26 protein-coding genes are annotated in these 23,686 nt (G+C 64.1%); 9 read left to right on the top strand and 17 right to left on the bottom strand.

The features are described 5' to 3' along the window. The first annotated feature begins 7 nt into the window (after positions 1-7). Complete coding sequence (locus tag ML401_RS28795; RefSeq protein WP_211416608.1) at positions 8-1,285, top strand: YeaH/YhbH family protein; 1,278 nt, start codon at positions 8-10, stop codon at positions 1,283-1,285. Beyond that, positions 1,282-2,820 carry a SpoVR family protein gene (locus ML401_RS28790; protein WP_194404069.1) on the top strand — a complete coding sequence of 513 codons (1,539 nt, stop codon included), beginning with the start codon at positions 1,282-1,284 and terminating at the stop codon, positions 2,818-2,820. Before ML401_RS28795 ends, ML401_RS28790 begins: the two co-directional genes overlap by 4 nt. A 167-nt stretch (positions 2,821-2,987) precedes the next feature. On the opposite strand, the gene ML401_RS28785 is transcribed toward ML401_RS28790, so the two are convergent. The 6 genes from ML401_RS28785 to ML401_RS28760 form a co-directional block, all read right to left on the bottom strand. Continuing rightward, entirely contained in the window at positions 2,988-3,431 is a 444-nt protein-coding gene (locus ML401_RS28785; RefSeq protein WP_194404068.1) for a DUF1801 domain-containing protein, read from the bottom strand. A gap of 9 nt (positions 3,432-3,440) precedes the next feature. Then, complete coding sequence (locus tag ML401_RS28780; RefSeq protein ID WP_285807709.1) at positions 3,441-3,644, bottom strand: hypothetical protein; 204 nt, start codon at positions 3,642-3,644, stop codon at positions 3,441-3,443. 45 nt (positions 3,645-3,689) lie between these two features. Further along, positions 3,690-4,121, bottom strand: a complete 432-nt coding sequence (locus ML401_RS28775; protein ID WP_194404066.1) for an SRPBCC domain-containing protein — start codon at positions 4,119-4,121, stop codon at positions 3,690-3,692. Beyond that, positions 4,118-4,441, bottom strand: a complete 324-nt coding sequence (locus ML401_RS28770) for a helix-turn-helix transcriptional regulator (RefSeq protein ID WP_194404065.1) — start codon at positions 4,439-4,441, stop codon at positions 4,118-4,120. The genes ML401_RS28775 and ML401_RS28770 overlap by 4 nt, the downstream gene beginning before the upstream one ends. 97 nt (positions 4,442-4,538) lie before the next feature. Continuing rightward, positions 4,539-4,988 carry a DsrE family protein gene (locus tag ML401_RS28765; RefSeq protein WP_194404064.1) on the bottom strand — a complete coding sequence of 150 codons (450 nt, stop codon included), beginning with the start codon at positions 4,986-4,988 and terminating at the stop codon, positions 4,539-4,541. Between the two features lie 41 nt (positions 4,989-5,029). Next, complete coding sequence (locus ML401_RS28760) at positions 5,030-5,650, bottom strand: hypothetical protein (RefSeq protein WP_211416184.1); 621 nt, start codon at positions 5,648-5,650, stop codon at positions 5,030-5,032. A 330-nt stretch (positions 5,651-5,980) separates the two neighbouring features. Between ML401_RS28760 and ML401_RS28755 the strand changes: the two genes are divergently transcribed. Then, a complete protein-coding gene (locus tag ML401_RS28755; protein ID WP_211416185.1) occupies positions 5,981-7,495 on the top strand; it encodes an SUMF1/EgtB/PvdO family nonheme iron enzyme in 1,515 nt (504 codons plus the stop codon). A gap of 17 nt (positions 7,496-7,512) precedes the next feature. Further along, a complete protein-coding gene (locus ML401_RS28750) occupies positions 7,513-7,962 on the top strand; it encodes a DUF4399 domain-containing protein (RefSeq protein ID WP_211416186.1) in 450 nt (149 codons plus the stop codon). Here ML401_RS28750 and ML401_RS28745 read toward each other — a convergent pair whose 3' ends face one another. The 10 genes from ML401_RS28745 to pqqA all read right to left on the bottom strand — a co-directional run bounded on the left by ML401_RS28745 (position 7,963) and on the right by pqqA (position 17,958). Next, positions 7,963-9,018, bottom strand: a complete 1,056-nt coding sequence (locus tag ML401_RS28745; protein WP_211416187.1) for a 2-oxoacid:ferredoxin oxidoreductase subunit beta — start codon at positions 9,016-9,018, stop codon at positions 7,963-7,965. It lies immediately after the preceding gene. Further along, positions 9,015-10,862 carry a 2-oxoacid:acceptor oxidoreductase subunit alpha gene (locus ML401_RS28740; RefSeq protein ID WP_211416188.1) on the bottom strand — a complete coding sequence of 616 codons (1,848 nt, stop codon included), beginning with the start codon at positions 10,860-10,862 and terminating at the stop codon, positions 9,015-9,017. Before ML401_RS28740 ends, ML401_RS28745 begins: the two co-directional genes overlap by 4 nt. After that, complete coding sequence (locus ML401_RS28735; protein ID WP_259216892.1) at positions 10,832-12,631, bottom strand: FAD-dependent oxidoreductase; 1,800 nt, start codon at positions 12,629-12,631, stop codon at positions 10,832-10,834. Before ML401_RS28735 ends, ML401_RS28740 begins: the two co-directional genes overlap by 31 nt. Before the next feature lie 240 nt (positions 12,632-12,871). Beyond that, positions 12,872-13,549 (bottom strand): DUF4286 family protein, encoded by a 678-nt coding sequence (locus ML401_RS28730; RefSeq protein WP_211416190.1) that lies wholly within the window; start codon positions 13,547-13,549, stop codon positions 12,872-12,874. A gap of 13 nt (positions 13,550-13,562) precedes the next feature. Continuing rightward, positions 13,563-14,549, bottom strand: coding sequence for a prolyl aminopeptidase (gene pip / locus ML401_RS28725; RefSeq protein ID WP_285807708.1), 987 nt, complete (start codon positions 14,547-14,549; stop codon positions 13,563-13,565). Beyond that, positions 14,539-15,720, bottom strand: a complete 1,182-nt coding sequence (pqqE, locus tag ML401_RS28720; protein ID WP_194404055.1) for a pyrroloquinoline quinone biosynthesis protein PqqE — start codon at positions 15,718-15,720, stop codon at positions 14,539-14,541. Before pqqE ends, pip begins: the two co-directional genes overlap by 11 nt. Further along, a complete protein-coding gene (gene pqqD / locus ML401_RS28715) occupies positions 15,717-16,028 on the bottom strand; it encodes a pyrroloquinoline quinone biosynthesis peptide chaperone PqqD (protein ID WP_126255155.1) in 312 nt (103 codons plus the stop codon). The genes pqqE and pqqD overlap by 4 nt, the downstream gene beginning before the upstream one ends. A 12-nt stretch (positions 16,029-16,040) precedes the next feature. Further along, positions 16,041-16,820, bottom strand: coding sequence for a pyrroloquinoline-quinone synthase PqqC (gene pqqC / locus ML401_RS28710; RefSeq protein WP_194404054.1), 780 nt, complete (start codon positions 16,818-16,820; stop codon positions 16,041-16,043). After that, the gene (pqqB, locus tag ML401_RS28705; protein WP_285807707.1) at positions 16,817-17,746 is read right to left on the bottom strand and encodes a pyrroloquinoline quinone biosynthesis protein PqqB; all 930 of its coding nucleotides are present in this window, start codon (positions 17,744-17,746) and stop codon (positions 16,817-16,819) included. The genes pqqC and pqqB overlap by 4 nt, the downstream gene beginning before the upstream one ends. A gap of 131 nt (positions 17,747-17,877) precedes the next feature. Beyond that, entirely contained in the window at positions 17,878-17,958 is an 81-nt protein-coding gene (pqqA, locus tag ML401_RS28700; RefSeq protein ID WP_007595659.1) for a pyrroloquinoline quinone precursor peptide PqqA, read from the bottom strand. Between the two features lie 261 nt (positions 17,959-18,219). On the opposite strand from pqqA, the gene ML401_RS28695 reads away from it, so the two are divergent. The 5 genes from ML401_RS28695 (at position 18,220) to tarD (ending at position 22,112) form a co-directional block, all read left to right on the top strand. Next, positions 18,220-18,477, top strand: coding sequence for a DUF6894 family protein (locus tag ML401_RS28695; protein ID WP_285807706.1), 258 nt, complete (start codon positions 18,220-18,222; stop codon positions 18,475-18,477). Positions 18,478-18,682: 205 nt separating this feature from the next. After that, a complete protein-coding gene (locus ML401_RS28690; protein WP_194404051.1) occupies positions 18,683-20,083 on the top strand; it encodes an amidase family protein in 1,401 nt (466 codons plus the stop codon). Between the two features lie 2 nt (positions 20,084-20,085). Continuing rightward, a complete protein-coding gene (locus tag ML401_RS28685) occupies positions 20,086-20,562 on the top strand; it encodes a glutathione peroxidase (RefSeq protein WP_194404050.1) in 477 nt (158 codons plus the stop codon). A gap of 11 nt (positions 20,563-20,573) precedes the next feature. Further along, on the top strand, positions 20,574-20,816 hold the full coding sequence (locus ML401_RS28680; protein ID WP_041748727.1) for a DUF3297 family protein: 243 nt from the start codon (positions 20,574-20,576) through the stop codon (positions 20,814-20,816). A 126-nt stretch (positions 20,817-20,942) separates the two neighbouring features. Next, positions 20,943-22,112, top strand: a complete 1,170-nt coding sequence (gene tarD / locus ML401_RS28675) for a D(-)-tartrate dehydratase (RefSeq protein ID WP_259216899.1) — start codon at positions 20,943-20,945, stop codon at positions 22,110-22,112. 219 nt (positions 22,113-22,331) lie between these two features. On the opposite strand, the gene ML401_RS28670 is transcribed toward tarD, so the two are convergent. Next, entirely contained in the window at positions 22,332-23,684 is a 1,353-nt protein-coding gene (locus ML401_RS28670; protein ID WP_212067224.1) for a malonyl-CoA decarboxylase, read from the bottom strand. Positions 23,685-23,686 lie beyond the last annotated feature (2 nt).

The following is a 23,686-nucleotide window of genomic DNA, read 5'->3' as shown; positions in this document are numbered from 1 at the left end:
AGTGCCCATTCACATTATTGACAGGCGCCTGAATCCAGGCGGCAAGAGTCTTGAGAACCGCCAGCGGTTCTTGCGTCGGGCCAAATCCCTGGTGCAGGGCGCCGTCAAAAAGACCTCGCAGGAACGCGACATCAAGGACGTCCTGGAGGGGGGCGAAGTCACGATTCCCCTCGACGGCATGCACGAGCCGCGCTTTCGCCGCGAAGGCGGCACGCGCGACATGGTGCTGCCCGGCAACAAGAAGTTCATCGAGGGCGACTATCTGCAGCGCTCCGGCCAGGGCAGCGCCAAGGATTCCGGCCCGGGTGAAGGCGACAGCGAGGATGCGTTCCGCTTCGTGCTCTCCCGCGACGAGTTCGTCGATCTCTTCCTCGACGATCTCGAGCTGCCGGATCTCGCGAAGCGCAAGATCGCGCAGACCGAGAGCGAGGGCATCCAGCGCGCCGGCTACACCACCTCGGGCTCGCCCGCCAACATCTCGGTGAGCCGGACGGTGAAGCTCGCGCTCGCCCGCCGCATCGCGCTCAAGCGTCCCAGCAAGGACGAGATCGAGGAGCTGGAGGCCGCGATCGCCGCCTGCACCGACGAGGACGAGCGCGTGGAGCTGGTGGCTCGGCTCGAAAAACTGAAGGCGAAATCGAAGCGCATTCCCTTCATCGACCCGCTCGACATCCGTTATCGCCGCTACGAGAAGGTGCCGCGGCCGGTGGCGCAGGCGGTGATGTTCTGCCTGATGGACGTTTCCGGCTCGATGTCCGAGCACATGAAGGATCTCGCCAAGCGCTTCTACATGCTGCTCTACGTGTTCCTGAAGCGCCGCTACAAGCATGTCGAGATCGTCTTCATCCGCCACACCGACCGCGCCGAGGAGGTCGACGAGCAGACCTTCTTCTACGGCCCGGCCTCGGGCGGCACGCTGGTCTCCAGCGCGCTGCAGGCGATGCACGAGATCGTGCGCGAGCGCTTCAACCCGTCGGACTGGAACATCTATGCCGCGCAGGCCTCCGACGGCGACAATTCCTATTCCGATGGCGAGCTGACGGGCATGCTGCTGACCGACAAGATCCTGCCGGTCTGCCAGTTCTTTGCCTATCTCGAGGTCGGGGAGTCCGGCGGCAGCGCCTTCGATCTCTCCGACTCCTCGCTCTGGACCCTCTATGAGCGCCTGCGCAACGGCGGCGCACCGCTCTCGATGCGCAAGGTCTCCGAGCGCAGCGAGATCTTTCCGGTGTTCCACGATCTGTTCCAGCGCCGCGAAACTGCCCAGGAGAAGGCCGCTCCATGACGGAACGATTGTTCGAAGGCGCGGATTGGGATTTCCACACATTGCAGCGCATCACCGATGCCTGCGAGGCGGTGGCGTTGAAGGATCTCGGGCTCGACGTCTATCCGAACCAGATCGAGGTGATCACCGCCGAGCAGATGCTGGACGCGTATTCGTCGGTCGGCATGCCGCTGTTCTACAAGCATTGGTCCTTCGGCAAGCAATTCGCGTATCACGAGGCGTCCTATCGCAAGGGCCTGATGGGGCTCGCCTATGAGATCGTGATCAACTCCTCGCCCTGCATCTCCTATCTGATGGAGGAGAACACGGCGACGATGCAGACCCTGGTGATCGCGCACGCCGCTTTCGGCCACAACCACTTCTTCAAGAACAATTACCTGTTCAAGCAGTGGACCGACGCCGACGGCATCCTGGATTATCTCGACTTCGCCAAGACCTACGTCATGCAATGCGAGGAGCGCTACGGCCGCGTCGAGGTCGAGCGCACGCTGGACGCCGCACACGCGCTGATGTCGCACGGCATCGACCGCTATCCCGGCAAGAAGAAGCTGGATTTGCGCGTCGAGGAGAAGCGGGCAGGGCGCCGCCGCCAGCACGAGGAGGAGGTGTTCAACGACCTCTGGCGCACCGTCCCCAAGGGCGCCGCCAAGAGCCGGTCCGCGCTCAGCATCGAGCGCCGCCGCAAGCTGCTCGGGCTGCCGCAGGAAAACCTGCTCTACTTCCTGGAAAAAAGCGCGCCGCGCCTGGCTCCGTGGCAGCGCGAGTTGCTGCGCATCGTCCGCCACATCGCGCAATATTTCTATCCGCAGAGCCAGACCAAGGTGATGAACGAGGGGACGGCGACCTACGTCCACTATCGCATCATGACCAAGCTGCACGAGCAGGGCCGCATCAGCGACGGCAATTTCCTCGAATTCCTGGGCTCGCACACCAACGTGGTGTTCCAGCCCGAATTCGACGACCGGCGGTTCTCCGGATTCAACCCTTACGCGCTCGGTTTTGCCGTGATGCAGGACATCGAGCGGATCGTCACCAAGCCGGAAGACGAGGACCGCGAGTGGTTCCCCGACATCGCCGGCAAGGGCGACGTGATGGGCGTGCTGCGCGACGTCTGGGCCAACTACCGCGACGAAAGCTTCATCGGCCAGTTCCTGAGCCCGAAATTGATGCGGCACTTCCGCATGTTCCATCTGCACGACGATCCGGAGGAACGTGCCGGCATCCGCGTCGACGCCATCCATGACGAGCGCGGCTTCCGCCGCGTCCGCCGCGAGCTGGCACGGCAGCACGATGTCGGCTACATCGACGCCAATATCGAGGTGGTCGACGTCGATCTTTCCGGCGACCGCCGCCTGATCCTGCATCACCACGTCATCAAGGGCTCGCAGCTCAACGAGACCGACGCCAAGCGCGTGCTGCAGCACCTCGCCGATCTCTGGACCTACGACGTCGCGCTGATCGAGGTCGACGCCAACGACAAGGTCCTCCGCGAATACGTGGTCAGCCCGCGCCCGATCGCAGCCGCGGTGGCGTGAGGGCCTGCCGATGTGAGCAATACAGCGGCGCGTTGATGTGCCCTCGCCCCTTGTGGGAGAGGGCAGCGACTCCGGTAAATGCGAGCGCACTGGGGTGAGGGGGATCGCTCCGCAATTTCCGTGTTGACAGAACCACATCCGGCGCTTCGCGCCACCACCGCGCGCTTCTATCCCGATCGCTTCACCGGCTTCTTCTTCGCCTTGCTCGCATTCAGCTCCACCGCCGCGCGGATCAGCGCCTTCAACGCCTTCTCGTTGACCTTCTCGCCCTCGCGAATATCGATCGCGCGCCGCACATTGCCGTCGAGGCTGGAATTGAACAGGCCCGAGGGGTCATCGAGCGCCGCGCCCTTGGCGAAGGTCAGCTTCACCACTTCCTTGTAGGTCTCGCCGGTGCAGATGATGCCGTCATGCTCCCACACGGGAACGCCGCGCCATTTCCATTCCTCGACGACATCAGGGGCGGCCTCCTTGATCAGGCCGCGGACCCGCGCCAGCATGTCGCCGCGCCAGTCTCCGAGCTCCTTGATCCTGCCGTCGATCAGCTTGGAGGGGGAGGCTCCATTCGCGTCCGACGCGCCGGCCTTCTTCGCGGTCACGGTCTTTTTCATGCTCTCGCCTCACGCGTTGCTGCGGCTGAGATAGGGCTGCGCGAACAGATACAGCCCTGTCGCGAGCAGCGGAATCAGCGGCACGAGCGCCAGGAAGCCGATCCACACGGCCTGGAGCTGCATGATCATGGCGACGATGTTGGCGATGACCGCAAGCGTGAAAGCTATCGACAGCCAACGATGAATTTGCCGTATCCACATCTGCGTGCTCATTAGGTCCTCTCTTGAAAATGTTCGGAAATAGACGCGGGCGGAGAGCTAGGCTCCTCGCGCCAGCACCTCGTCCAGTTTTGCCAAAAACTGCTTCCAGCCGGCCTGCGCGCCGCCAAAAGCCTGCTTCTGTGTCGGGCTGAAGCCCGCCTGCTCGACGCGCAGATGCGTGCCGCTGCTGGTCGGCGTCAGCGTGAAGGTGACGACGCTTCTGAGGTCGAAGGCGGCATCCTCATGCGAGAAATTCCAGGTGTAGGCGAGACTCTTCTGCGGCTCGAGGGTGAGCACCTCGCAGTCCAGCACGCCGCCCCATTCGCCGCGCAGATTGAAGCGATGACCGACCTCGGGCTTGAAGTCGTTCTTCATCAGCCAGTCCTCGATCAGATGCGGCTGCGTCAGCGCGCGCCAGAGCCGTTCGGCCGGAAACGCGAATTCGCGTTCGACGACCACGGAGCGCGTCTGGCTTGAGGCTTCAGTCATTGGTCCATCCTCTTCAGGAGATCATCGAGCGCGTCGAGCCGCTTCTGCCAGAAGCCGGCCATCTGGCTGGTCCAATCGACCAGCGGATCGAGCGCGCCGGGCTGGGCGCTGTAATGGGTCTGGCGTCCCTCATGGCGGTCGCGCACCAGGCCGGCCTGCTTCAGCGCACCGAGATGTTTTGAGACCGCCGGCTGCGAAACGCCGGATCGCACCGTCAATGCCCCGACCGTCTGCTCGCCCTCGCGGCACAGCCGCTCGAAGATCGCCCGCCTCGTGGGGTCGGCGAGCGTCCTGAACAGGATATCGGGGGCGGGGGACATGGAAATCCATAACCTTGTAGTTATGGATTGATGCATAACCGTGGAGTTATGGGTAAGTCAAGGGGCATCGGACGTCATGGAGCGTCGTGGCGCCGCCCTACGGCCGCAAGTACAGATACCCCTGCGACTGCAGCTCGGCCAAACGAACCACGCCGCCCTTCTCCGCGCTGACGAAGCCCGGCAGCAGCTCCTTCAGCGTGACGTTCTGCGCCTTCATCGTGTTGCCGCAGGCGGCGAGCTCGACGCCGTCCTTGGAGAATTCGCCGATCCGCTTGCTGAGATCGGGGTTGGCTTGGCCAGCATGAAATGCTTTCAGCGCCGGACCGTGGATCACCAGCGCGATCGTGACGTGTTCGGGGCCACCGACCCCGTCGATGTGGTTCTGGATGTTGCCGAGCACGAAGTTGACCTTCTCGGCGTCGCTGAGGTGATAGACCACTTTCAGCTTGTTGCCCGCGCCCGCTTCCGTCGCGGCTTGCGCACGCGAGGCGCCGAACGCTGCGCCCAGCGCCGAGACGGCGCTCCACAGGATGTTCCGGCGGTTCATGGCGATCTCCCTCGACTGGGTCCAACTTTGCCGAAGGAATATCACTTGTGGCGCAGTGCCGCGAGTTCCTTGCGGTCGGTCACCAGCGAAGCGCATTCGCTGGTATCGGTGCGATCGAGCCGGAAAATCCTATCGTCGGCGCCGCCGACGAGCGATCGCTCGGCGTCGTCGTCCGGCTTGTTGTTCTGCCAGACCCTGACGCGCTCGAGCCGCACGATCGCCGACCTGTCGTCCTTCGAGAGTGCAACGCCGATGCCGCCGCCCTCGCAGTCGACGCCGCAACCCAGGCGGACTTCGTTGCCGCCCTTGGTGAACACAGCGTGATTGCACGAACCGCTCGAATCGAAGTCGCCGGAGCGATGCCGGTACCTGAAGCCGAGCCGGAAGGAGTTGTGCAGCTCCTTGTCCTCCTTGTCCAGCTCCGCCGAGATCAACAGCTTCATCGAGGCGACCTTCTGCTTCGGATGCCGCGCAAGATGGTCGGCATCGTAGCGGCGGACGAAGCAGGCATAGGCTTTTGCGCCGGGGGCGCCCGCATACATGCGCGCATTGAAGGTCTCGGCTTCAGCCTTGCTGGCCTCACGGATGTCGTCGCCTTCCTCGGCCTGGGCGGCGCTGATGAATGCGGCAAGGGCAAGCGGGAGGACAAGAGCAAGCTTCATGATCGCACCGGGCGCTTGGCGGCAATAGCCCGCCGCGGCAGGGCGGCGCAGGCCTGCCATTAGTCGCTGCGCCAGCGCACTGCGTTCAGGCCTTCGGCACGGTCACCCGCGCGACTATCCCGGCACGAACTCGGGCCGTCGTCTCAGGCCTGGCCTTAGTCATTGATGGCACCAAGAAGGTTCAACTGATGCACTCCTTGATTTCTCCGGAACCCGATGTCGGCGATGGCTACGACATTGTCTCGGTTCGACAATGTGGTAGCGTTCACAGACGGCCGCCTTTGGCAGTCGTAAGCTGGGGCTGCCTTGTAAGCGTGTGGAGTCCCCCGCATGGGCGAAATTCGCAACTTCAGATCCGGCAATCAGGATGAGCCGCCGCCACACGGCCCCATGCCTCGCCGTCTCGCAGCGATCATTGTCGGCGACATCGCTTCCTACAGCCGCATCATGCAAGCGGACGAGGAGGGAACGCATGTTCGCGTCAAGCGGATCGAGCGCGATATCATCCAGCCCAGCATCATCGAGCACCATGGAAGTCTGGTGAAGACCACGGGCGATGGCTTCATCGCCATCTTCGACAGCCCTGTTGAGGCCGTTCGCTGCAGCATCGTGATCCAGCAGAACCTCATCGGCCGCAATGCCTCGCTCCCAAAGCATTCGCGGCTCGAATACCGGATTGGCGTCAATCTCGGCGACGTGATCGTGGAGCCGGACGATATCTACGGCGACGGCGTCAATATCGCCACACGTATCGAAGGCATTGCGGAGCCTGGTCAGGTTTACATCTCAGGCGCGATCTACGAGCAGATCAAGCACAAGGTGGTGTGCGGCTATGAGTCGCTCGGAGACCGCAAAGTCAAGAACATCACCGATCCGGTGCGTGTCTATCGCGTGCTGCCGGATGCAGATGCGGTCGGCAGGACGCGAGGGCGGCGCGAAAATACCCTTATCTTCCTTTTGGCCATCACGGTGCTGATTATCGCGACCGGCGTGCTCTGGTATTTGCTGGTGCAGCCCGGCAGGATCAACGAGCAGGCCGCCACGCCCACCGCCGCCCCGGCCGCGCTGCCGCAGGAGGCAGCGACGCAGACGCCACAACCCTCCCCATCATTGGCTTCCGCCCCTCCCTCGCCGTCGCCGGCGCCGGCGCCCAGCCCATCGGCGACGCCGCCTCGCGAACCCGAGATGATCGCCATTCGCGGCGGAAGCTTCGCGATGGGAAACAATGACGACCCGACCGAACGACCTGTCCACCAGGTCGCGGTCAAGCCGTTCTCGATCGGAAAATTTCCGGTAACAGTGCGGGAGTGGAACGAGTGCGCCGCCGCCGGGGCGTGCGGATTCACGGCCACCGGCAAGGACGATGCCCCCGTCAGCAACGTGAGCTGGGCCGATGCGCAACAATATGCCGCCTGGCTCGCGCAGACGACGAAGAAGCCTTACCGCCTTCCGAGCGAAGCCGAATGGGAATATGCGGCGCGCGGCGGAACGCAGACCAAATACTGGTGGGGCGACAAGCTCCAGCCGGGCATGGCCGGGTGCAAGGATTGCGGTGATCTTGCGGCCGAGCAGCCGGCCAAGGTCGGCAGCTTCAGGCCCAATCCATTCGGGCTTTATGACATGGGCGGCGGCATCGATCAGTGGGTCGAGGACTGCTGGCATAAGACCTATCAGGGCGCGCCGGGTGACGGCTCGGCATGGAGCAGCGGCGACTGCAGCTCTCATGTCTTGCGCTCGGGGTCCTGGAAGAACGATTCGAGATATGTGCGGCCGTCAAACCGCGATGGTTACGACACTAATGTTCGTTACCCTACACATGGATTCCGTGTCGCACTCAGTCCGTAAGTGCTGGAGTAAGTTTGATGAAGATCATTGGCTGTGTCGCGCTGGTAGTCGCGATCGCATTGCTACCGGGCGTGGCCTGTTCGCAGGGCAAGGCTGCGCCCAAGGACGCCAAGCTCTATTTCATCACGCCGCATGACGGGCAGAAGGTTCGCGGTGGGGTCTGGGTCCGGTTCGGCTTGCGTAACATGGGTGTGACGCATGCTGGCGACGACTACCAGAACGCCGGCCATCATCATCTGCTGGTCGACGTCAACGACCCCATCGATCCGAATGAGCCGATCCCGCAAGACAAGTCGCACCTGCATTTCGGCGCAGGGCAGACCGAAACCATGCTTGAGCTTGCGCCGGGCACGCACACGCTCCAGCTGGTGCTCGGCGACGCCAAGCACTATCCGTTTCAACCGCCGATCGTGTCGGAGAAGATTACGATCCGCGTCAGGTCGCCGGCCTCGGCGCGGAACAAATGATTACCGCAGGCTGGCGTTGATCTTGTCCAGCACGGCCGAGCCCGGACACAGCGTGTCGGCCTCCAGCGAGTTGAGCGGCGTCTCGACCGTGTTGAGGTGCTCGTGCAGATCTTCCGCGTCGGGGTCGACGTAGAGGAGACCGGTGACGATCTGCCCCTTGGCGGCGTGCTTCGCGAGGAAGGTCTGGGCGCCGAGCCGGTCATGCGGATCGTAATCGGCGTCGATCTTGCGCAGCGCGATCTTGCTGCCGTCATGCTGCTCGACCATCTGCACCGTGCCGGGCGCGTAATCGACGGCGATGGGATCGCGGCCGACCAGCACATCGAGCCGGTTCACGGCGTCATTGTGCTCGCGGACATAATCAAAGCTCTTGGTCGAGCCGGCGTGATTGTTGAAGGCGATGCAGGGGCTGATGACGTCGATGAAGGACGCGCCCTTGTGGCGGATCGCGGCGGCGATCAGCGGCACCAGCTGGGTCTTGTCGCCCGAGAACGAGCGCGCGACGAAGGTGGCCCCGAGCTGCAGCGCGATCGCGACGAGGTCGATGGCGTTGTCGGTGTTGGTGACGCCCTTCTTGCTCTTCGAGCCGCGGTCGGCGGTCGCCGAGAACTGGCCCTTGGTCAGGCCGTAGACGCCGTTGTTCTCGACGATATAGGTCATGTTGACGCCGCGCCGGATCGAATGCGCGAACTGGCCGAAGCCGATCGAGGCGGAATCGCCGTCGCCGGACACGCCGAGATAGATCAGGTCGCGATTGGCGAGGTTGGCGCCCGTCAGCACTGATGGCATGCGGCCATGCACGGAGTTGAAGCCGTGCGAATTGCCGAGGAAATAGTCCGGCGTCTTCGAGGAGCAACCGATGCCGGAGATCTTTGCCACCCGGTGCGGCTCGATCGACAATTCGTAGCAGGCCTCGATGATCGAGGCGGTGATCGAATCGTGGCCGCAGCCCGCGCACAGCGTCGAGATCTTGCCCTCGTAGTCGCGATGCGTGTAGCCGAGCTCGTTCTTCTTGAGGCCCGGATGATGGAATTTCGGTTTTGCGATGTAGGTCATGACACGGCCTTGCGGAGCGGGGTCACCTTGAGGTGATCCTGGTGGTCGCCAATGGCTTTTGCGATGAAACGGGCGGTGATCGGCGAGCCGTCATAATGCACGATCGGCACCAGACGCACCGGGTCGATGCCGTTCTCGTTGACAATGAGCTGGCGCAGCTGGCTGTCGCGGTTCTGCTCGACCACATAGACGAAGTCGTGCTCGGCGAGGAAGCTTGCGACGCTCGAGTGGAACGGGAAGGCGCGGATGCGCATCCGGTCGAGCTGATGCCCGCGCGCTTCCAGCAGGCCGATCGCCTCGTCCATCGCCGGCGAGGTCGAGCCGAAATAGATCACGCCGTATTTGGTCGGCCGCTCTGCATTGGCCTGCAATGGCCGTGGCACCAGGTCCTGCGCGGTCTCGAACTTCCGCATCAGGCGCTGCATGTTGTCGGCGTAAACCGAGCCTTCCTCGGAGTAGCGCGCATAGCGATCACGCGAGGTGCCGCGAGTGAAGTAGGAGCCCTTGGTCGGATGCGTGCCGGGATAGGTGCGGTAGGGGATGCCGTCGCCGTCGACATCGAGATAGCGGCCGAAGTCGCGGCCCTCTTCCAGCATCGCCGCGGTCATCACCTTGCCGCGGTCATATTGCTTGGCATCGTCCCACTTCAGCGGGCGGCAGAGCCGGTGGTTCATGCCGATGTCGAGATCGAGCATCAGGAAGATCGTGGTCTGCAGCCGCTCGGCGAGATCGAAGGCGGCCGCCGCGAATTCGAAGGCTTCGGCCGGGTCTTCCGGGAACAGCAGCACGTGCTTGGTATCGCCGTGCGAAGCATAGGCGCAGGCGATGATGTCGCATTGCTGGGTGCGGGTCGGCATCCCCGTCGAGGGGCCGGCGCGCTGGATGTTCATGATCACGGCCGGAATCTCCGCGAAATAGGAGAGGCCGATGAACTCGGTCATCAAGGAGATGCCGGGGCCGGAGGTCGCGGTGAAGGCGCGGGCGCCGTTCCAGGAGGCGCCGATCACGATGCCGATCGAGGCGAGCTCGTCCTCGCCCTGCACGATGGCGTATTTCGCCTTGCCCGTTTCAGGGTCGTGCCGGTACTTCTTGCAATGCGCGGTGAAGGCCTCCGCCACCGACGAGGACGGCGTGATCGGATACCAGGCGCACACCGTAGCGCCGCCATAGACGGCGCCGAGCGCGGCGGCGCTGTTGCCCTCGATGAAGATGCGGTCGCCGACCTTGTCGGATTTCTTCACCCGCAGCCCGATCGGACATTTCAAATTCTGCAGCGCCCAGTCGCGGCCGAGATGCAGTGCATGCACGTTGGAGGAGAGCAGCTTCTCCTTGCCCTTGTACTGCTCGCCGATCAGTTGCTCGATCAGCTTGGGGTCCATGTCGAGCAGCGCCGAGAGAGCGCCCAGATAGATGATGTTCTTGAACAGCTGGCGCTGGCGCGGATCGGTGTAGGTCGAGTTGGTGATGGCGGTTAAGGGCACCCCGATCACGGTGATGTCGTCGCGGAATTTGGTCGACGGCATCGGCTTGGTGGAATCGTAGAACAGATAGCCGCCCGGCTCGATGCCGGCGACGTCCTTGTCCCAGGTCTGCGGATTCATGGCGACCATCATGTCGACGCCGCCGCGGGCGCCGAGATGGCCTTCTTCGGTCACCCGCACCTCGTACCAGGTCGGCAGGCCCTGGATGTTGGAGGGGAAGATGTTGCGGGGGGACACCGGCACGCCATGACGCAGGATCGCGCGCGCGAACATCTCGTTGGCGCTGGCCGAGCCCGAACCGTTGACGTTGGCGAAACGGACGACGAAGTCGTTTACGCTGCTGATCGGCTTTTTGTCGGACATGTCGAACCTGCGTGGGTCATCTCGATGAAATATTTCTGCATGTCCCAGGCGCCGGTGGGACAACGTTCGGCGCACAGGCCGCAATGCAGGCAGACGTCCTCGTCCTTGACCATCACGCGTCCGGTCTTGAGGTCCGAGGAGACGTAAAGGTCCTGGTCGGGATGCGCCGAAGGTGCCTTGAGCCGCTGGCGCAGATCGCCTTCTTCGCCGTTGTCGGTGAAGGTGATGCAATCCATCGGGCAGATGTCGGCGCAGGCATCGCACTCGATGCAGAGCGAGGTCGAGAACACGGTCTGCACGTCGCAGTTCAGGCAGCGTTCGGCCTCGCCGAGCGCCAGCTTGACGTCGTAGCCGAGCTCGACCTCGGCGCGGATATCCTTCAGCGCGATCACCTTGTCGCGATGCGGCACCTTGTAGCGCTTGTCGACGGAGATGTCGTTGTCATAGCTCCATTCGTGGATGCCCATCTTCTGCGACGAGACATGCACGTCCGGCAGCGGACGTTCGGTAATGTCCTCACCCGACAGCATCTTGTGGATCGACAGCGCGGCGTCGTGGCCGTGCGCCACCGCCCAGATGATGTTCTTCGGGCCGAACGCGGCGTCGCCGCCGAAGAACACCTTTGGATTGGTCGAGACGAATGTCTTGGGATCGACCTTGGGCATGTGCCATTTGTCGAACTCGATGCCGCAATCTTGCTCGATCCAGGGGAAGGCGTTCTCCTGGCCGACCGCGACCAGTATGTCGTCGCATTCGATGGTCTGGTCCGGCTCGCCGGAGGGAACGAGGTTGCGGCGGCCCTTGGCGTCGTATTCGGCCTTCACCTTCTGGAAGGTGACGCCGGTGAGCTTGCCATTGTCGTGAACGAAGGCGACGGGGACCATGAAATTGAGGATCGGAATATCCTCGTGGAGCGCATCCTCCTTCTCCCAGGGCGAGGCCTTCATCTCCTCGAAGCCGGAGCGGACCACGACCTTCACCTCTTCGCCGCCGAGACGACGCGCGGTGCGGCAACAATCCATCGCAGTGTTGCCGCCGCCGAGCACGATCACGCGCTTGCCGATCTTGTCGACATGGCCGAACGACACGTTGGCCAGCCATTCGATGCCGATATGGATGTTGCCGGCTGCCTCTTTGCGGCCGGGAATGTCGAGCTCGCGGCCGCGCGGCGCGCCGGAGCCGACGAAGATCGCGTCGTACTTCTCCGCGAGCAGCGCCTTCATGCTCTCGATGCGGTGACCGCCTTTGAAGTCGACGCCGAGGCCCAGGATGTAGCCGGTCTCCTCGTCGATGACGGAATTGGGCAGGCGGAATTTCGGGATCTGCGTGCGCATCATGCCGCCGGCTTCGGGATCGCCGTCGAACACGGTGCAGTGATAGCCGAGCGGTGCCAGGTCACGCGCCACCGTCAGCGAAGCGGGACCGCCGCCGACGAACGCGACGCGCTTGCCGTTCTTCGCCGTGGGCTTCGGCAGGCGCTGCTTGATGTCGTCCTTGAAGTCGGCGGCGACGCGCTTCAGGCGGCAGATCGCGACGGGGGTTTCCTCGACGCGTCCGCGCCGGCACGCCGGCTCGCACGGACGATCGCAGGTGCGTCCCAGGATGCCGGGAAACACGTTCGATTTCCAATTGATCATGTAGGCGTCGCTGTAGCGGCCTTGTGCGATCAGTCGGATGTATTCGGGAACCGGAGTGTGTGCAGGACAGGCCCATTGGCAATCGACCACTTTATGAAAGTAGTCGGGGGCCGCGATATCGGTCGGTTTCATTCCTACCCTGTCCGCGCAGGCCCAAAGACCCCGCGGCCTTTTTTTGTGAGCATGGCGAGCGCTTAACGCGCTTCGATCTGGTTTCTGAATGACGTCATTGGGTTAGCTTATTAGAACGGCTCCGAAGTACAACGGCAAATTTGCGGGATCACCGGCTTTCATGGGAGCCAAGCGCGCACAGCATTAACGGCGGCGCGTGATGCGCGTGCGGTGCAGCATGTTGCGATGCGCGCGAGTGCGTCAACTCTGCGCGATGTCGCTCTTCGCGAGGTCCCACATCAGGCTGTACGTGCCGACGGAGACGGGGGGTGGGAAGGGCGCAGCCGCTGGGCCGGTGAAGCGTTCGGCGATCACGGCCGAGACCGCGCCGACATGGGTGCCGTCGATCAGCACGAACCAGTCGCGCGCGCCTTCGTTGCGGATCGCGGGCATGTCCGCCTTTGCGCCGGACAATTCCGGCTCGCTTTCGAGCAGGTGCATCGAGATGATGCCGTCACGCTCTTGCGGCGCCAGCTTGTCTTGCAGTGCGTCACGCCACGCGGCCGCATTGTCCGCGGTGGGACGCAGCCGCACCAGGCCGAGCGCAGCGCCCCGGCCGGTGCCCTTGCTGAGCGTGATGCGCGCCACGACGCGCAGCATGTCCTTGAAACGCGCCATGGACCGCCGTGACCATTCGGTCTGATTGGCGAGCCGCGCGCGATAGGCGGGACTGTCCAGCACGTCGATCGTTTCCGTCGAGTACAGCGAGAGATATTTGGGATTGGCGGCATGCGCGACATAGCGCCGCGCCTCCAGGAAACCCTCGATCGCGACGCGCTCTTCCAGATGCTCGCGATCGTACCAGCGGTTGAAATCGTCTTCATCGGCTGCGTCGATATTCATCGACGTCAGCAGCATGCCTTTCCCGGCGAGTGGCATTCTTCTTGTCCTCTCATCGCCCGATCTTCGATGCGAGGTCGGCGATCGACTTCATCACCGCGTCCCTCACGCCGGCATCATAGAGCGAATGCCCGGCTTCTTCCACGACGCGAAGCTCGGACGTGGACCAAACTTTCGCGAGCGCGTGGGATGTCTCGGGAGGACACAACAGATCGTAGCGGCCCTGCACGATCATGCCGGGAATGCCGGCGAGCCGGCCCGCGTTCCGCAACAACTGGTCTTCGCTCATGAAGGAATTTTTGACGAAATAATGCGCCTCCATGAATGGCGTCGCCGGCAGCGTGCGCCAGACGTTCAGCGACGCGAGGTCGAGCCGCGTCTTGCCGGGCTTGTGCTCCGATAGAGCGCGCTCGGTGTCGTGCCAGGCCCGCGCCGCAGGGCCGTGCACGGCCGGGTCGGCATCGAGGATGCGACGCCAGTAGGCGTCCACCGGCTGCGCCCGCTCTTCAGGCGGCAGCACGCTGAGAAAATCCTCGTACAGTGCGGGATAGAATTGCGCCAGGCGCACCGTGAACGCCGTCTCAACCTCCGCCCGGGTGCCGAGGAACGTCGCGCGCAGAGCAATGCCGGAGACGCGCTCGGGATGTGCCTCTGCGTAAGCCAGCGCCAATGTCGCGCCCCAGGAGCCGCCGACCACCATCCAGCGTTCGAAGCCGAACTTCTCGCGGATCCTCTCCATGTCCGCGATCAGATGCGCCGTGCTGTTGTGCTCGCGCGAGCCCTTGGGCCGGCTGCGGCCGCAGCCGCGCTGGTCGAACAGCACGGCGCAGAAGCGATCGGGATCGAACAGCCGGCGATGGTCCGGCTGGCAGCCGCTGCCGGGCCCGCCATGCAGATAGATCGCCGGAATGCCGTCGCTGCGGCCGACGCTCTCGACATAGAGCTCATGGCCGTCGCCGACGTCGAGCATGTCGGAGGTCAGCGGCGCAAAAGGATCGGCACGCCTGGCGGAAGCGGCCGCGTCGGCGTCAGGTCCCATTCTCGGATTCCAGGGTGCCGCCGGCGAAATTCCGATAGAGGAAGCGGCTGGTCTCGCCCTCGGCCTCGGCTTCCGCCTGCTTGAAGATGGTCTCGTGCAGCGGCGACAGCGCGCAGGCCGGATCGGTGTTGGCGGCGTCGCCCGTCAGAGCAAAGGCCTGGCAGCGGCAGCCGCCGAAATCGATCTCGCGGAATTCGCAGGATTTGCACGGCTCCTTCATCCAGCCGGTGCCGCGATAGCGGTTGAAGGCCTCCGAGTTCTGCCAGATCCAGGCGATCGAATGGTTGGAGCGCACCGATTCGAACTCGAGCCCGGTGATGCTCTCGGCGGCGTGGCAGGGCAGCACCTTGCCGGCCGGCGAGATGTTGAAGAACTGCCGGCCCCAGCCGCCCATGCATTTCTTCGGCCGCAGCGCGTAATAGTCGGGAACGACATAGTCGATCGCGAGCGTGCCCTTGAGGCGTTCGCGCGCCTCCTCGACAATGCGCGTGCATTCGTCGAGCTGCGCGACGGTCGGCATCAGGGCAGCGCGGTTCTTCAGCGCCCAGCCGTAATACTGGACATTGGCGACCTCCAGGCGATCGGCGTCGAGATCGACGGACATCTGGATGATGTCAGGCAGCTGGTGCAAATTCTGCCGGTGCATCACCGCGTTCACGGTGAGCGGCAAATCCAGCTCGCGCGTCCATTTCGCCACTTCGAGCTTCTTGCGATGGCCGCCCTTGTAGCCGGCAACGCGGTCGGAGAGGCCCTCTTCGATGCCCTGAAATGAGATCTGCACATGGCAGAGCCCGGCGTCGGCAAGCTCGCTCAACCGCTCGCGCGTCAGCAGCACGGCCGAGGTGATGAGATTGGTGTAGAGCCCGACATCGCTGGCGTGCTTGACCAGCTCGACCAGGTCCTTGCGCGCCGTTGGCTCGCCGCCGGAGAAATGCACCTGGAGCACGCCGATCTCGGCGAGCTCGCTCAGGACCTTCTTCCATTCCTCGGTGGTCAGCTCCTTGCCCGAGCGGTCGAGCTCGACCGGGTTGGAGCAATAGGGGCATTGCAGCGGGCAACGATGGGTGATTTCCAGCAGCACCGCGAGCGGAATGCCGAAGGTCTCCGCCGTCGAGCGCTGCTTCTCCAGCACCGCGAGGCTGTCGCTGGGTGGGATGGTCACGTCGCTCATGACGTCTTCTCCCTGATCTCGGTCAGAAAGCCCTTGTCGGCGAGGTCCTGCAACATGACGATGACGTCGGCCAGGATCGCCTCGCGGGGAGCCGCGTATTTCGCCGCCAGCTGATCGGATACGTCGCCGACACTGCGCTTGCCGTCGCAGAGCTGCAAGACCTCGACCGCGATCTCGTCCGGGGCCAGCACGCGTTCCGGGGCCAGGATCACCCAGACCTTGCGGGTCTCGTCATATTTCAGCTTGGCATGCCGCGGCAGCACGGGGCGGCTCGCCTCGCTGACGCTGATGTTGCGCGGCCCGGCCATTGCTGCTCCTCTTCAGCCCGCTTTGGGCACGAACGCGCCCGGCGGAATGTTGCCCTCGACATAGGCGTGCTGCAGCGCGTCCAGTTGCACCCACAACACGTTGGTCTTGAAGATCAGCGCGTTGCAGACCGAAGCGCGCTCTTCCGGCGTCCTCGCATGCGTTCTGACATAGTCCAGCGCGAAATTGGCATCGCGCGGCGCCTGCGTCAGGCGGCGCTTGAAGTAGCTCATGATGTCGGGATTGACGAAGTCGTAATGCTCCAGCATGCCGGCGATGCGCTCTTCGTGCAGGTTCGGCGCAAACAGCTCGGTCAGCGAGGACGCGATCGCCTCCAGCGGGCTCTTTTCACGGCAATAGTGCACGTAAGCCTCCACCGCGAAGCGCGTCGCCGGCAGGATGCCTTCGGTGGATTCCACGTAGGCCGTGTCGAGGCCGAGGCCTTCGGTCAGCTTGATCCAGCGCTCGATGCCGCCTTCGCTGCCGACATCGCCGTCATGGTCCTCGATGCGGTGGCGCCATTCCACGCGCGTGGCGCGGTCGCGGAAGCGCGAGATCACCACCGCGTCCTTGATCGGGATCGTGCTCTGGTAATAGTAGCGGTTCAGCGCCCAGGCCTGCACCTGGCCCTTGTTCAGCTTGCCGCCGTGCAAGAGCTTATGGAATGGATGTAGGCTGTGATAGCGCGTCGCCCCGATATGGCGCAGCGTCGCCTCGAGCTCCTCGGCGGAGTTGAGCCTGATATCCCTGCCGATCGAAAGCGCAGTCATTCCCGTCATTGACGCCGTAGTCACAGCACGATCTCCGTTCCATCCGCCGGTATCTGCCAGCCCGCCGCCTCAGCCGTCTTGCGCTCGGGTGAGGCAGGCAGCAGCGCCGGGTTCGAGTTGTTGATATGCAGAAATATCTTCCTGTCGATATTGAGGTCGGCGAGGCGCGCGATGGCGCCGTCGTCACCGGACATGGCGACGTGTCCCATGCTCTTGCCGGTCTTGTGACCGAGCCCGGCCCTGATCATCTCGTCGTCGCGCCAGACTGTGCCGTCGAAGAACACCAGCGAAGCGCCGTCGATCTCGGTCTTGAGCGCGTCGGTGATTTCGGCGCAGGCGGCGATGAAGTAGAAATATTTGCCGGTCGACTTGTCGGTGATCTTCAGGCCCAGCGTATCGCCGTCGCCGCTCTCGCCGCCGGGATGCGCCTTGCCTTCCAGATACCAGGCCGACTTGCCCGAGACCGCGAACGGCAGCACTTCGAGCCCTGAACGTGCACCATCGGGAAGGCGGGGCTCGAACGGCTCATGGATGCCGATCGGCTGGCGCCGCACGTGCTTCTCGTTCAGCACGTTGAAGATGCTGTTGCTGGCCAAGATCGCCAGCACTTTCTCATGCGCATAGATCGTGAACGGCGAGCTCTCGCGCATCGAGAGCAGGCCCGCCACCGCATCCACTTCGCTGTTGGTCAGGACCACGCCCGCGATAGGCGTATGGCGCAGCGCACCGGCCTTGGGGTGTAGCTGCGGCGTGGCATTCAATTGCTGGCGCAGGTCGGGGGAGGCGTTGATCAGGAACCAGTTGTCGCCGTCGCCACTGAAGGCGATCGAGGCTTGCGTCCGGTGCAGCTCATTCCCGCCATTGCGGGCCGCCCGGCAGCCCTCGCAGCCGCAATTCCACTGGGGAACCCCGCCGCCGGCTGCGGCGCCCAGGACGACGACGCGAAGCATGATCCGTCTCCTGGAAAGGAACACGCGCGGTGGATCTCAGGCCGACGCAAATGCCGACACGGATTCTATCCTTCGGAAACGCGTCGTGACCAAAAGATCCACCGCCGCAGAACGCGAGATCGCCAACCGGCTTACTTGCGGGTGGCGCTCACATACATGTTGATTTCCATGCCACAGGGCACTTCGACGATCTTCGGGGCTTTCCATGCCATTTTGGCTCTCCATTTTTGCGAATTCGGACGTATCCGCCCACCCTCTAAGTTAATGCGCGCCGAGAAGTTCGCTAGTGAAATTTTCCCGGACCTAGGTAGTAGGCCTCCCGAATTGCTGCGCTGCAAGAGAGCGCATTCCGGCCGCAAAGATGCGCGAATGACACACCAAAATGCCGATAGGTCGTGGTCCCTGTCGGGATAAACGAGTTGTGAGTTTAGAACGGCTTCCAATCGGCTACAGGCGACCCCATTGGATCAGGCATGCCCAGATATTTCTTCAACACCCGTATCGGCGACGAACTGATCGTGGATCCTGATGGCGAGGACCTGCGCAACCCCGATCGCGCCTGGGAGGTCGCCCGCCAGATGATCCTGGAGGTGGTGAAGTCCGAGGGCACCCAGCGGGCCCTGCTCGAGGCGGTGATCGAGGTGACCGACACCAAAGGCGAGGTCGTGCTGGAGTTTCCCTTCACCGAGGCGCTGCTGGACATCCCGGATCCGTCCGCGACAAGGCATTAGAGGCACGCGAGGTGCGCTGCTCCCCCGCTCGCGGAGGAGGGCTGGGGAGAGGGTGTCTCCGCAAGCGAGAACCCCCAGGGGACAGAGCCCTCACCCGAGCCCACGGCGCGATTACGTGCTGAGCGCCCGCCCTTCACCCCCGCGAAATCCGCATGGCTTTGCCGCGTTCCCGGCGCTAAAAGACGCCGGTTACACGGAGCAAGCCATGCAAGATCTCTGGCGCCTGTCGGCTGCCGACCTCGCCACCCTCGTCAAGTCCAAAAAGGTGTCCGCCAGGGAGGCTGCCAAGGCCGGTCTCGCCCGGCTCGATGCCGTCAATCCCAAGCTCAATGCGGTGATCGACCACCGGCCGGACGACGTGCTCAAGCAGGCCGATGCCGTCGATGCCGCCATCGCGCGGGGCGAGGATCCGGGCGTGCTCGCCGGTGTGCCCGTCACCATCAAGGCCAATGTCGACCAGGAGGGCTTTGCCACCACCAACGGCCTGAAGCTGCAGCGCGACGTGATCGCGCGCGAGGACAATCCGGTCGTCGCCAACTTCCGCAAAGCCGGCGCCATCCTGCTCGGCCGCACCAATTGCCCGGCCTTCTCCTATCGCTGGTTCACCACCAACCTCATCCATGGCGACACCAAGAACCCGCGCGATGCCTCGCTGACGCCGGGCGGCTCGTCCGGCGGCGCCGGTTCGGCGGTCGCGGCCGGCATCGGCCACATCGCCCACGGCACCGACATTGCCGGCTCGATCCGTTATCCCGCCTATGCCTGCGGCGTGCACGGTCTGCGCCCCACGCTGGGGCGCATCCCCGCCTTCAACCCGGCGCTGCCGGAGCGCCCGATCGGGCCGCAGATCATGGCGGTGTCGGGTCCGCTGGCGCGCACCGTCAACGATTTGCGCATCTCGCTCGAAGCCATGTCGGCGCGCGACATCCGCGATCCCTGGTTCGTGCCGGCGCCGCTGCAAGGCCCGGCGCGAGACAAGCGCGCCGCGCTCTGCCTCAATCCGGGCGGCCTTGCCACCACGCCGGAGGTGAAGGCGGCGGTGAGCGATGCCGGCAAGCGGCTGGAGCGGGCGGGGTGGACCGTCGATATCATCGAGGACACGCCGCCGATGCGCGAGGCGGTCGAGTGGCAGATCAAGCTCTGGCTCGGCGACGGCTATGAGGCGCAGCTCGAGGCGGCCGAACGCGAAGGCGATCCCGGCGCGCTGGCCTGCCTGCGCGGCAACCGCGCCAGGGTCACGCCGATGGACCAGGCCAATTACGCCAAGGCGCTGACGCGGCGGGCCACGCTGACCCGCGACTGGATGCTGTTCTTCGAGAAATACGCCGTGCTGTTGACGCCGGTCTCGGGCGAGCTGCCGTTCCCCGATCATCTGGACCGCAAGGACGACGAGTCCTTCAAGCGGGTGTGGGAAGCGCAGCTGCCGCAGATCGCGATTCCCTTCATGGGATTGCCCGGCCTCGTGGTCTCCACGGGTCTCGTCGGCAAGGCGCCGGTCGGCGTGCACGTCGTGTCCGGCCGCTATCGCGAGGATCTCTGTCTGCTCGCAGGCGAGGCGATCGAGGCCGGCGGCGTGCCGCCGTCGCCGATCGATCCCGTGGGCTAGCGATGTCGGTGATCTACGACTTCAAAGCCAACTCGCTGGCCGGCGAGGAGGTCCCGATGCGCCGCTTCGAAGGGCAGGTGCTACTGATCGTCAACACCGCGAGCAAATGCGGCTTCACGCCGCAATATCGCGGCCTGGAAGATCTGCATCGCGATCTGTCGCCGCGCGGCTTCGCCGTGCTCGGCTTTCCCTGCAACCAGTTCGGCGCGCAGGAGCCGGGCCAGGCGAGCGAGATCCAGGCGTTCTGCTCGACCAATTACGACGTCACCTTTCCCCTGTTCGAGAAGATCGACGTCAACGGCGCCAATGCGCACCCTCTGTATGAGTACCTGAAACGCCAGCAATCCGGGCTTCTCGGCGCCTCCATCAAATGGAATTTCACCAAATTCCTGGTGGACCGAGCGGGCAAGGTGGTCGCGCGCTACGCGCCGACCGCACGGCCCGAAGGATTGCGCAATCAAATCGAAACACTGCTGTGAGCGAGACAATCATGAGCGACGAATTTCCGGACCGCCTGTCGGTCGATCCGAACAGCCCGTATTACAACGCGGACATCCTGTCGCGCGACGTCGGCATCCGCTTCAAGGGTGTCGAGAAGACCAATGTCGAGGAGTACTGCATCAGCGAGGGCTGGGTCCGCGTCACCGCAGGGAACGCCAAGGACCGCCACGGCAACCCGCTGACCATCAAGGTGCACGGACCCGTCGAGCCTTATTTCAGGGATAAGAAATAGTCACCGTCATTCCGGGGCGATGCGAAGCATCGAACCCGGAATTTCGAGATTCCCCGGTGCGCAATTGCGCACCTGAGGTCTGGTCCTTCGAACCATCCCGGAATGACGCCAAGAGAAGGCCTGCCCATGTCCGTCCGCATCGTCGACGTCCGCGAGATCACCAAGCCGATCTCGTCCCCGATCCGTAACGCCTATATCGACTTCACCAAGATGACGACGAGCCTCGTCGCCGTCGTCACTGACGTCGTGCGCGACGGCAAGCGCGTCGTCGGCTACGGCTTCAACTCCAACGGCCGCTACGGGCAGGGCGGCCTGATCCGCGAACGCTTTGCCTCGCGCATCACGGAGGCCGATCCGAAGTCGCTGCTCAATAGCGCCGGCGACAATCTCGACCCTGACAAGGTCTGGGCCGCGATGATGACCAATGAGAAGCCCGGCGGCCATGGCGAGCGCTCGGTCGCGGTCGGCACCATCGACATGGCGGTGTGGGATGCGGTGGCCAAGATCGCCGGCCAACCGCTGTTCCGTCTGCTCGCCGAGCGCCACGGCGTCAAAGCCAATCCACGCGTCTTCGTCTACGCCGCCGGCGGTTACTATTATCCCGGCAAGGATCTCTCGATGCTGCGCGGTGAGATGCGCGGCTATCTCGATCGCGGCTACAACGTCGTGAAGATGAAGATCGGCGGCGCGCCGATCGAAGAGGACCGCACGCGGATCGAGGCGGTGCTCAAGGAGATCGGCAAGGACGCGCAGCTCGCCGTCGATGCCAACGGCCGTTTCAACCTGGAGACCGGCATCGCCTACGCCAAGATGCTGCGCGACTATCCCTTGTTCTGGTACGAGGAGGTTGGCGATCCCCTCGACTACGCGCTGCAGGCCGCGCTCGCCGAATTCTATCCGGGACCGATGGCGACGGGCGAAAATCTCTTCAGCCACCAGGACGCCCGCAACCTGATCCGCTACGGCGGCATGCGCCCCGACCGCGACTGGCTGCAATTCGACTGCGCGCTGTCTTACGGTCTCTGCGAATACCAGCGCACGCTGGAAGTGCTGAAAACCTACGGCTGGTCGCCCAGCCGCTGCATCCCGCACGGCGGCCACCAGATGTCGCTCAACATCGCCGCCGGCCTCGGCCTCGGCGGCAATGAGAGCTACCCCGACCTGTTCCAGCCCTATGGCGGCTTCCCGGACGGCGTCCGCGTCGAGAACGGACACATCACGATGCCCGATCTCCCCGGCATCGGCTTCGAGGGCAAGTCGGATCTCTACAAGGAGATGAAGGCGCTGGCGGAGTAGGGGCGCCAGCGCTACGGCACGATGGCCGCGTCACACTCGCTGTCGTCCCGGACAAGCGCGCCCCAAGCGCGCGCCGATCCGGGACCCATAGCCCCAGGGGAAAGTCGTGGCGCGAGCTGGTCACTCCGAGTCCCCGTAACCATCACTCTCTGTGGTTATGGGTCCCGGATCTGCGCTTCGCTTCGCTGCGCTTGTCCGGGACGACAACTGGGTTTGCAGCTACGACAGCCGCATATCCAGCAGCCGTCGCCCTTCGCCCTTCAGCAGCTTCTTCACCGCGCTGGACGCCACGACCTCGCCGTCATTGGCATAGGCTTCGTGGTTCTTCTCGATGTCGTCGAGGCGGTAGAGGTAGTTGACCATCACGCCGGCCGACTCCCGCAATCCCTTCGGTGAGAGGTCGCCCAGCCAGTTGATGCGTTCGAGCCTTGCACCGTTGCCGAGGTGGAAGCGGGCGACGGAATCGATCAGCTTGCCCTTCGGCGTGCGCGCCTTGAGGAAATAATGCGCGGCGAGCGGCTCGATCACGGCGCGGAGCAGCGACGTCGTCTCGGGGTTCTCGAACCATTTGGGATCGTCGAGGCGCTTCAGCACCTCGCGGTCCTCGTCCGAGAGCGGCAGGTCCCTGTCCTGCTTCACCCAGGCCATGAAGCCCGGCACCGGCGACAGGGTCACGAAAGTGTCGAGCTTCGGCGTTTCGCGGCGCAGCTCCTCCACCACCTGCTTGATCAGGAAGCTGCCGAAGGAGATGCCGCCAAGGCCACGTTGGGTATTCGAGATCGAATAAAACACGGCGGTGCGCGCGCGCTCGATCGGCAGATGCTGGCGGTCGACCGCAAGCAGCGGCGCGATCGCGCCCGGAATCGTCTCGGTCAGCGCCACCTCGACGAAGATCAGGGGCTCGTCCACCATCGCGGGGTGGAAGAACGCATAGCAGCGGCGGTCGACCGGATCGATGCGGCGGCGCAGATCGTCCCAGTCGGAGATCTCGTGCACGGCCTCGTAACGGATGATCTTTTCGAGGATGTTGGCCGGCGTCGACCAGTCGATCCTGCGCAGCACGAGAAACCCCCTGTTGAACCACGAAGAAAGCAGATGCGAGACGTCGCGATCGAGGGCGGCGAGATCGGTGTGCCCGTTCATCATGCCGAGCAGATCGGCGCGCATGTTGACGAGCTCGCCGGTGCCGCCGGGCGCGCGGTTGAGCCGGCGGATCAGCTCCTGCCGCCGCGGCTCCGAAGCGAAATGCAGCGAGCTCGCGTCCTCGTCGCTCGGCGCGGCACGCCATTTCTCGATTGCCTTCGATAGACGCTCCCGGTCCGGGCCGAAATCGCGCACCAGTCCGTCGAAGAAGGCGCGGCGTCCCGCCGCATCCAGCTCACGGTAGATGTCGAGCACCTCGCGGGCGATGGCGATGCCCGACGCTTCGCCTCGGCCCGACAGCAGCGCATCACAGAGCTCGATCAGCCCATCGGCATCCGGTCTGGTATCGGCGGCCTCGCCGCGACGAAGCAGCGTGCGGCCGCGCTCGGAGATGGTGGCGAGCAGGTCGGAGAAGAAGGCGTTGGCCATCG

It is taken from the genome of Bradyrhizobium sp. 62B (genome assembly GCF_030272265.2).
GTDB lineage: Bacteria > Pseudomonadota > Alphaproteobacteria > Rhizobiales > Xanthobacteraceae > Bradyrhizobium.
This window is presented reverse-complemented; position numbering and strand designations above follow the sequence as displayed.

Bases quoted from the DNA above. Each gene is read 5' to 3' on its own strand.
- ML401_RS28735 (WP_259216892.1), bottom strand. From the start codon at position 12,631: ATGAAACCGACCGATATCGCGGCCCCCGACTACTTTCATAAAGTGGTC.
- ML401_RS28770 (WP_194404065.1), bottom strand. From the start codon at position 4,441: ATGTCCCCCGCCCCCGATATCCTGTTCAGGACGCTCGCCGACCCCACG.
- ML401_RS28740 (WP_211416188.1), bottom strand. From the start codon at position 10,862: ATGTCCGACAAAAAGCCGATCAGCAGCGTAAACGACTTCGTCGTCCGT.
- ML401_RS28775 (WP_194404066.1), bottom strand. From the start codon at position 4,121: ATGACTGAAGCCTCAAGCCAGACGCGCTCCGTGGTCGTCGAACGCGAA.
- pip (WP_285807708.1), bottom strand. From the start codon at position 14,549: ATGGGACCTGACGCCGACGCGGCCGCTTCCGCCAGGCGTGCCGATCCT.
- pqqD (WP_126255155.1), bottom strand. From the start codon at position 16,028: ATGGCCGGGCCGCGCAACATCAGCGTCAGCGAGGCGAGCCGCCCCGTG.
- pqqE (WP_194404055.1), bottom strand. From the start codon at position 15,720: ATGAGCGACGTGACCATCCCACCCAGCGACAGCCTCGCGGTGCTGGAG.
- ML401_RS28730 (WP_211416190.1), bottom strand. From the start codon at position 13,549: ATGCCACTCGCCGGGAAAGGCATGCTGCTGACGTCGATGAATATCGAC.
- ML401_RS28670 (WP_212067224.1), bottom strand. From the start codon at position 23,684: ATGGCCAACGCCTTCTTCTCCGACCTGCTCGCCACCATCTCCGAGCGC.
- pqqB (WP_285807707.1), bottom strand. From the start codon at position 17,746: ATGCTTCGCGTCGTCGTCCTGGGCGCCGCAGCCGGCGGCGGGGTTCCC.
- ML401_RS28760 (WP_211416184.1), bottom strand. From the start codon at position 5,650: ATGAAGCTTGCTCTTGTCCTCCCGCTTGCCCTTGCCGCATTCATCAGC.
- ML401_RS28745 (WP_211416187.1), bottom strand. From the start codon at position 9,018: ATGACCTACATCGCAAAACCGAAATTCCATCATCCGGGCCTCAAGAAG.
- ML401_RS28750 (WP_211416186.1), top strand. From the start codon at position 7,513: ATGAAGATCATTGGCTGTGTCGCGCTGGTAGTCGCGATCGCATTGCTA.
- ML401_RS28695 (WP_285807706.1), top strand. From the start codon at position 18,220: ATGCCCAGATATTTCTTCAACACCCGTATCGGCGACGAACTGATCGTG.
- ML401_RS28690 (WP_194404051.1), top strand. From the start codon at position 18,683: ATGCAAGATCTCTGGCGCCTGTCGGCTGCCGACCTCGCCACCCTCGTC.
- ML401_RS28755 (WP_211416185.1), top strand. From the start codon at position 5,981: ATGGGCGAAATTCGCAACTTCAGATCCGGCAATCAGGATGAGCCGCCG.
- pqqA (WP_007595659.1), bottom strand. From the start codon at position 17,958: ATGGCATGGAAAGCCCCGAAGATCGTCGAAGTGCCCTGTGGCATGGAA.
- ML401_RS28790 (WP_194404069.1), top strand. From the start codon at position 1,282: ATGACGGAACGATTGTTCGAAGGCGCGGATTGGGATTTCCACACATTG.
- ML401_RS28680 (WP_041748727.1), top strand. From the start codon at position 20,574: ATGAGCGACGAATTTCCGGACCGCCTGTCGGTCGATCCGAACAGCCCG.
- ML401_RS28785 (WP_194404068.1), bottom strand. From the start codon at position 3,431: ATGAAAAAGACCGTGACCGCGAAGAAGGCCGGCGCGTCGGACGCGAAT.
- ML401_RS28780 (WP_285807709.1), bottom strand. From the start codon at position 3,644: ATGAGCACGCAGATGTGGATACGGCAAATTCATCGTTGGCTGTCGATA.
- ML401_RS28765 (WP_194404064.1), bottom strand. From the start codon at position 4,988: ATGAACCGCCGGAACATCCTGTGGAGCGCCGTCTCGGCGCTGGGCGCA.
- ML401_RS28685 (WP_194404050.1), top strand. From the start codon at position 20,086: ATGTCGGTGATCTACGACTTCAAAGCCAACTCGCTGGCCGGCGAGGAG.
- tarD (WP_259216899.1), top strand. From the start codon at position 20,943: ATGTCCGTCCGCATCGTCGACGTCCGCGAGATCACCAAGCCGATCTCG.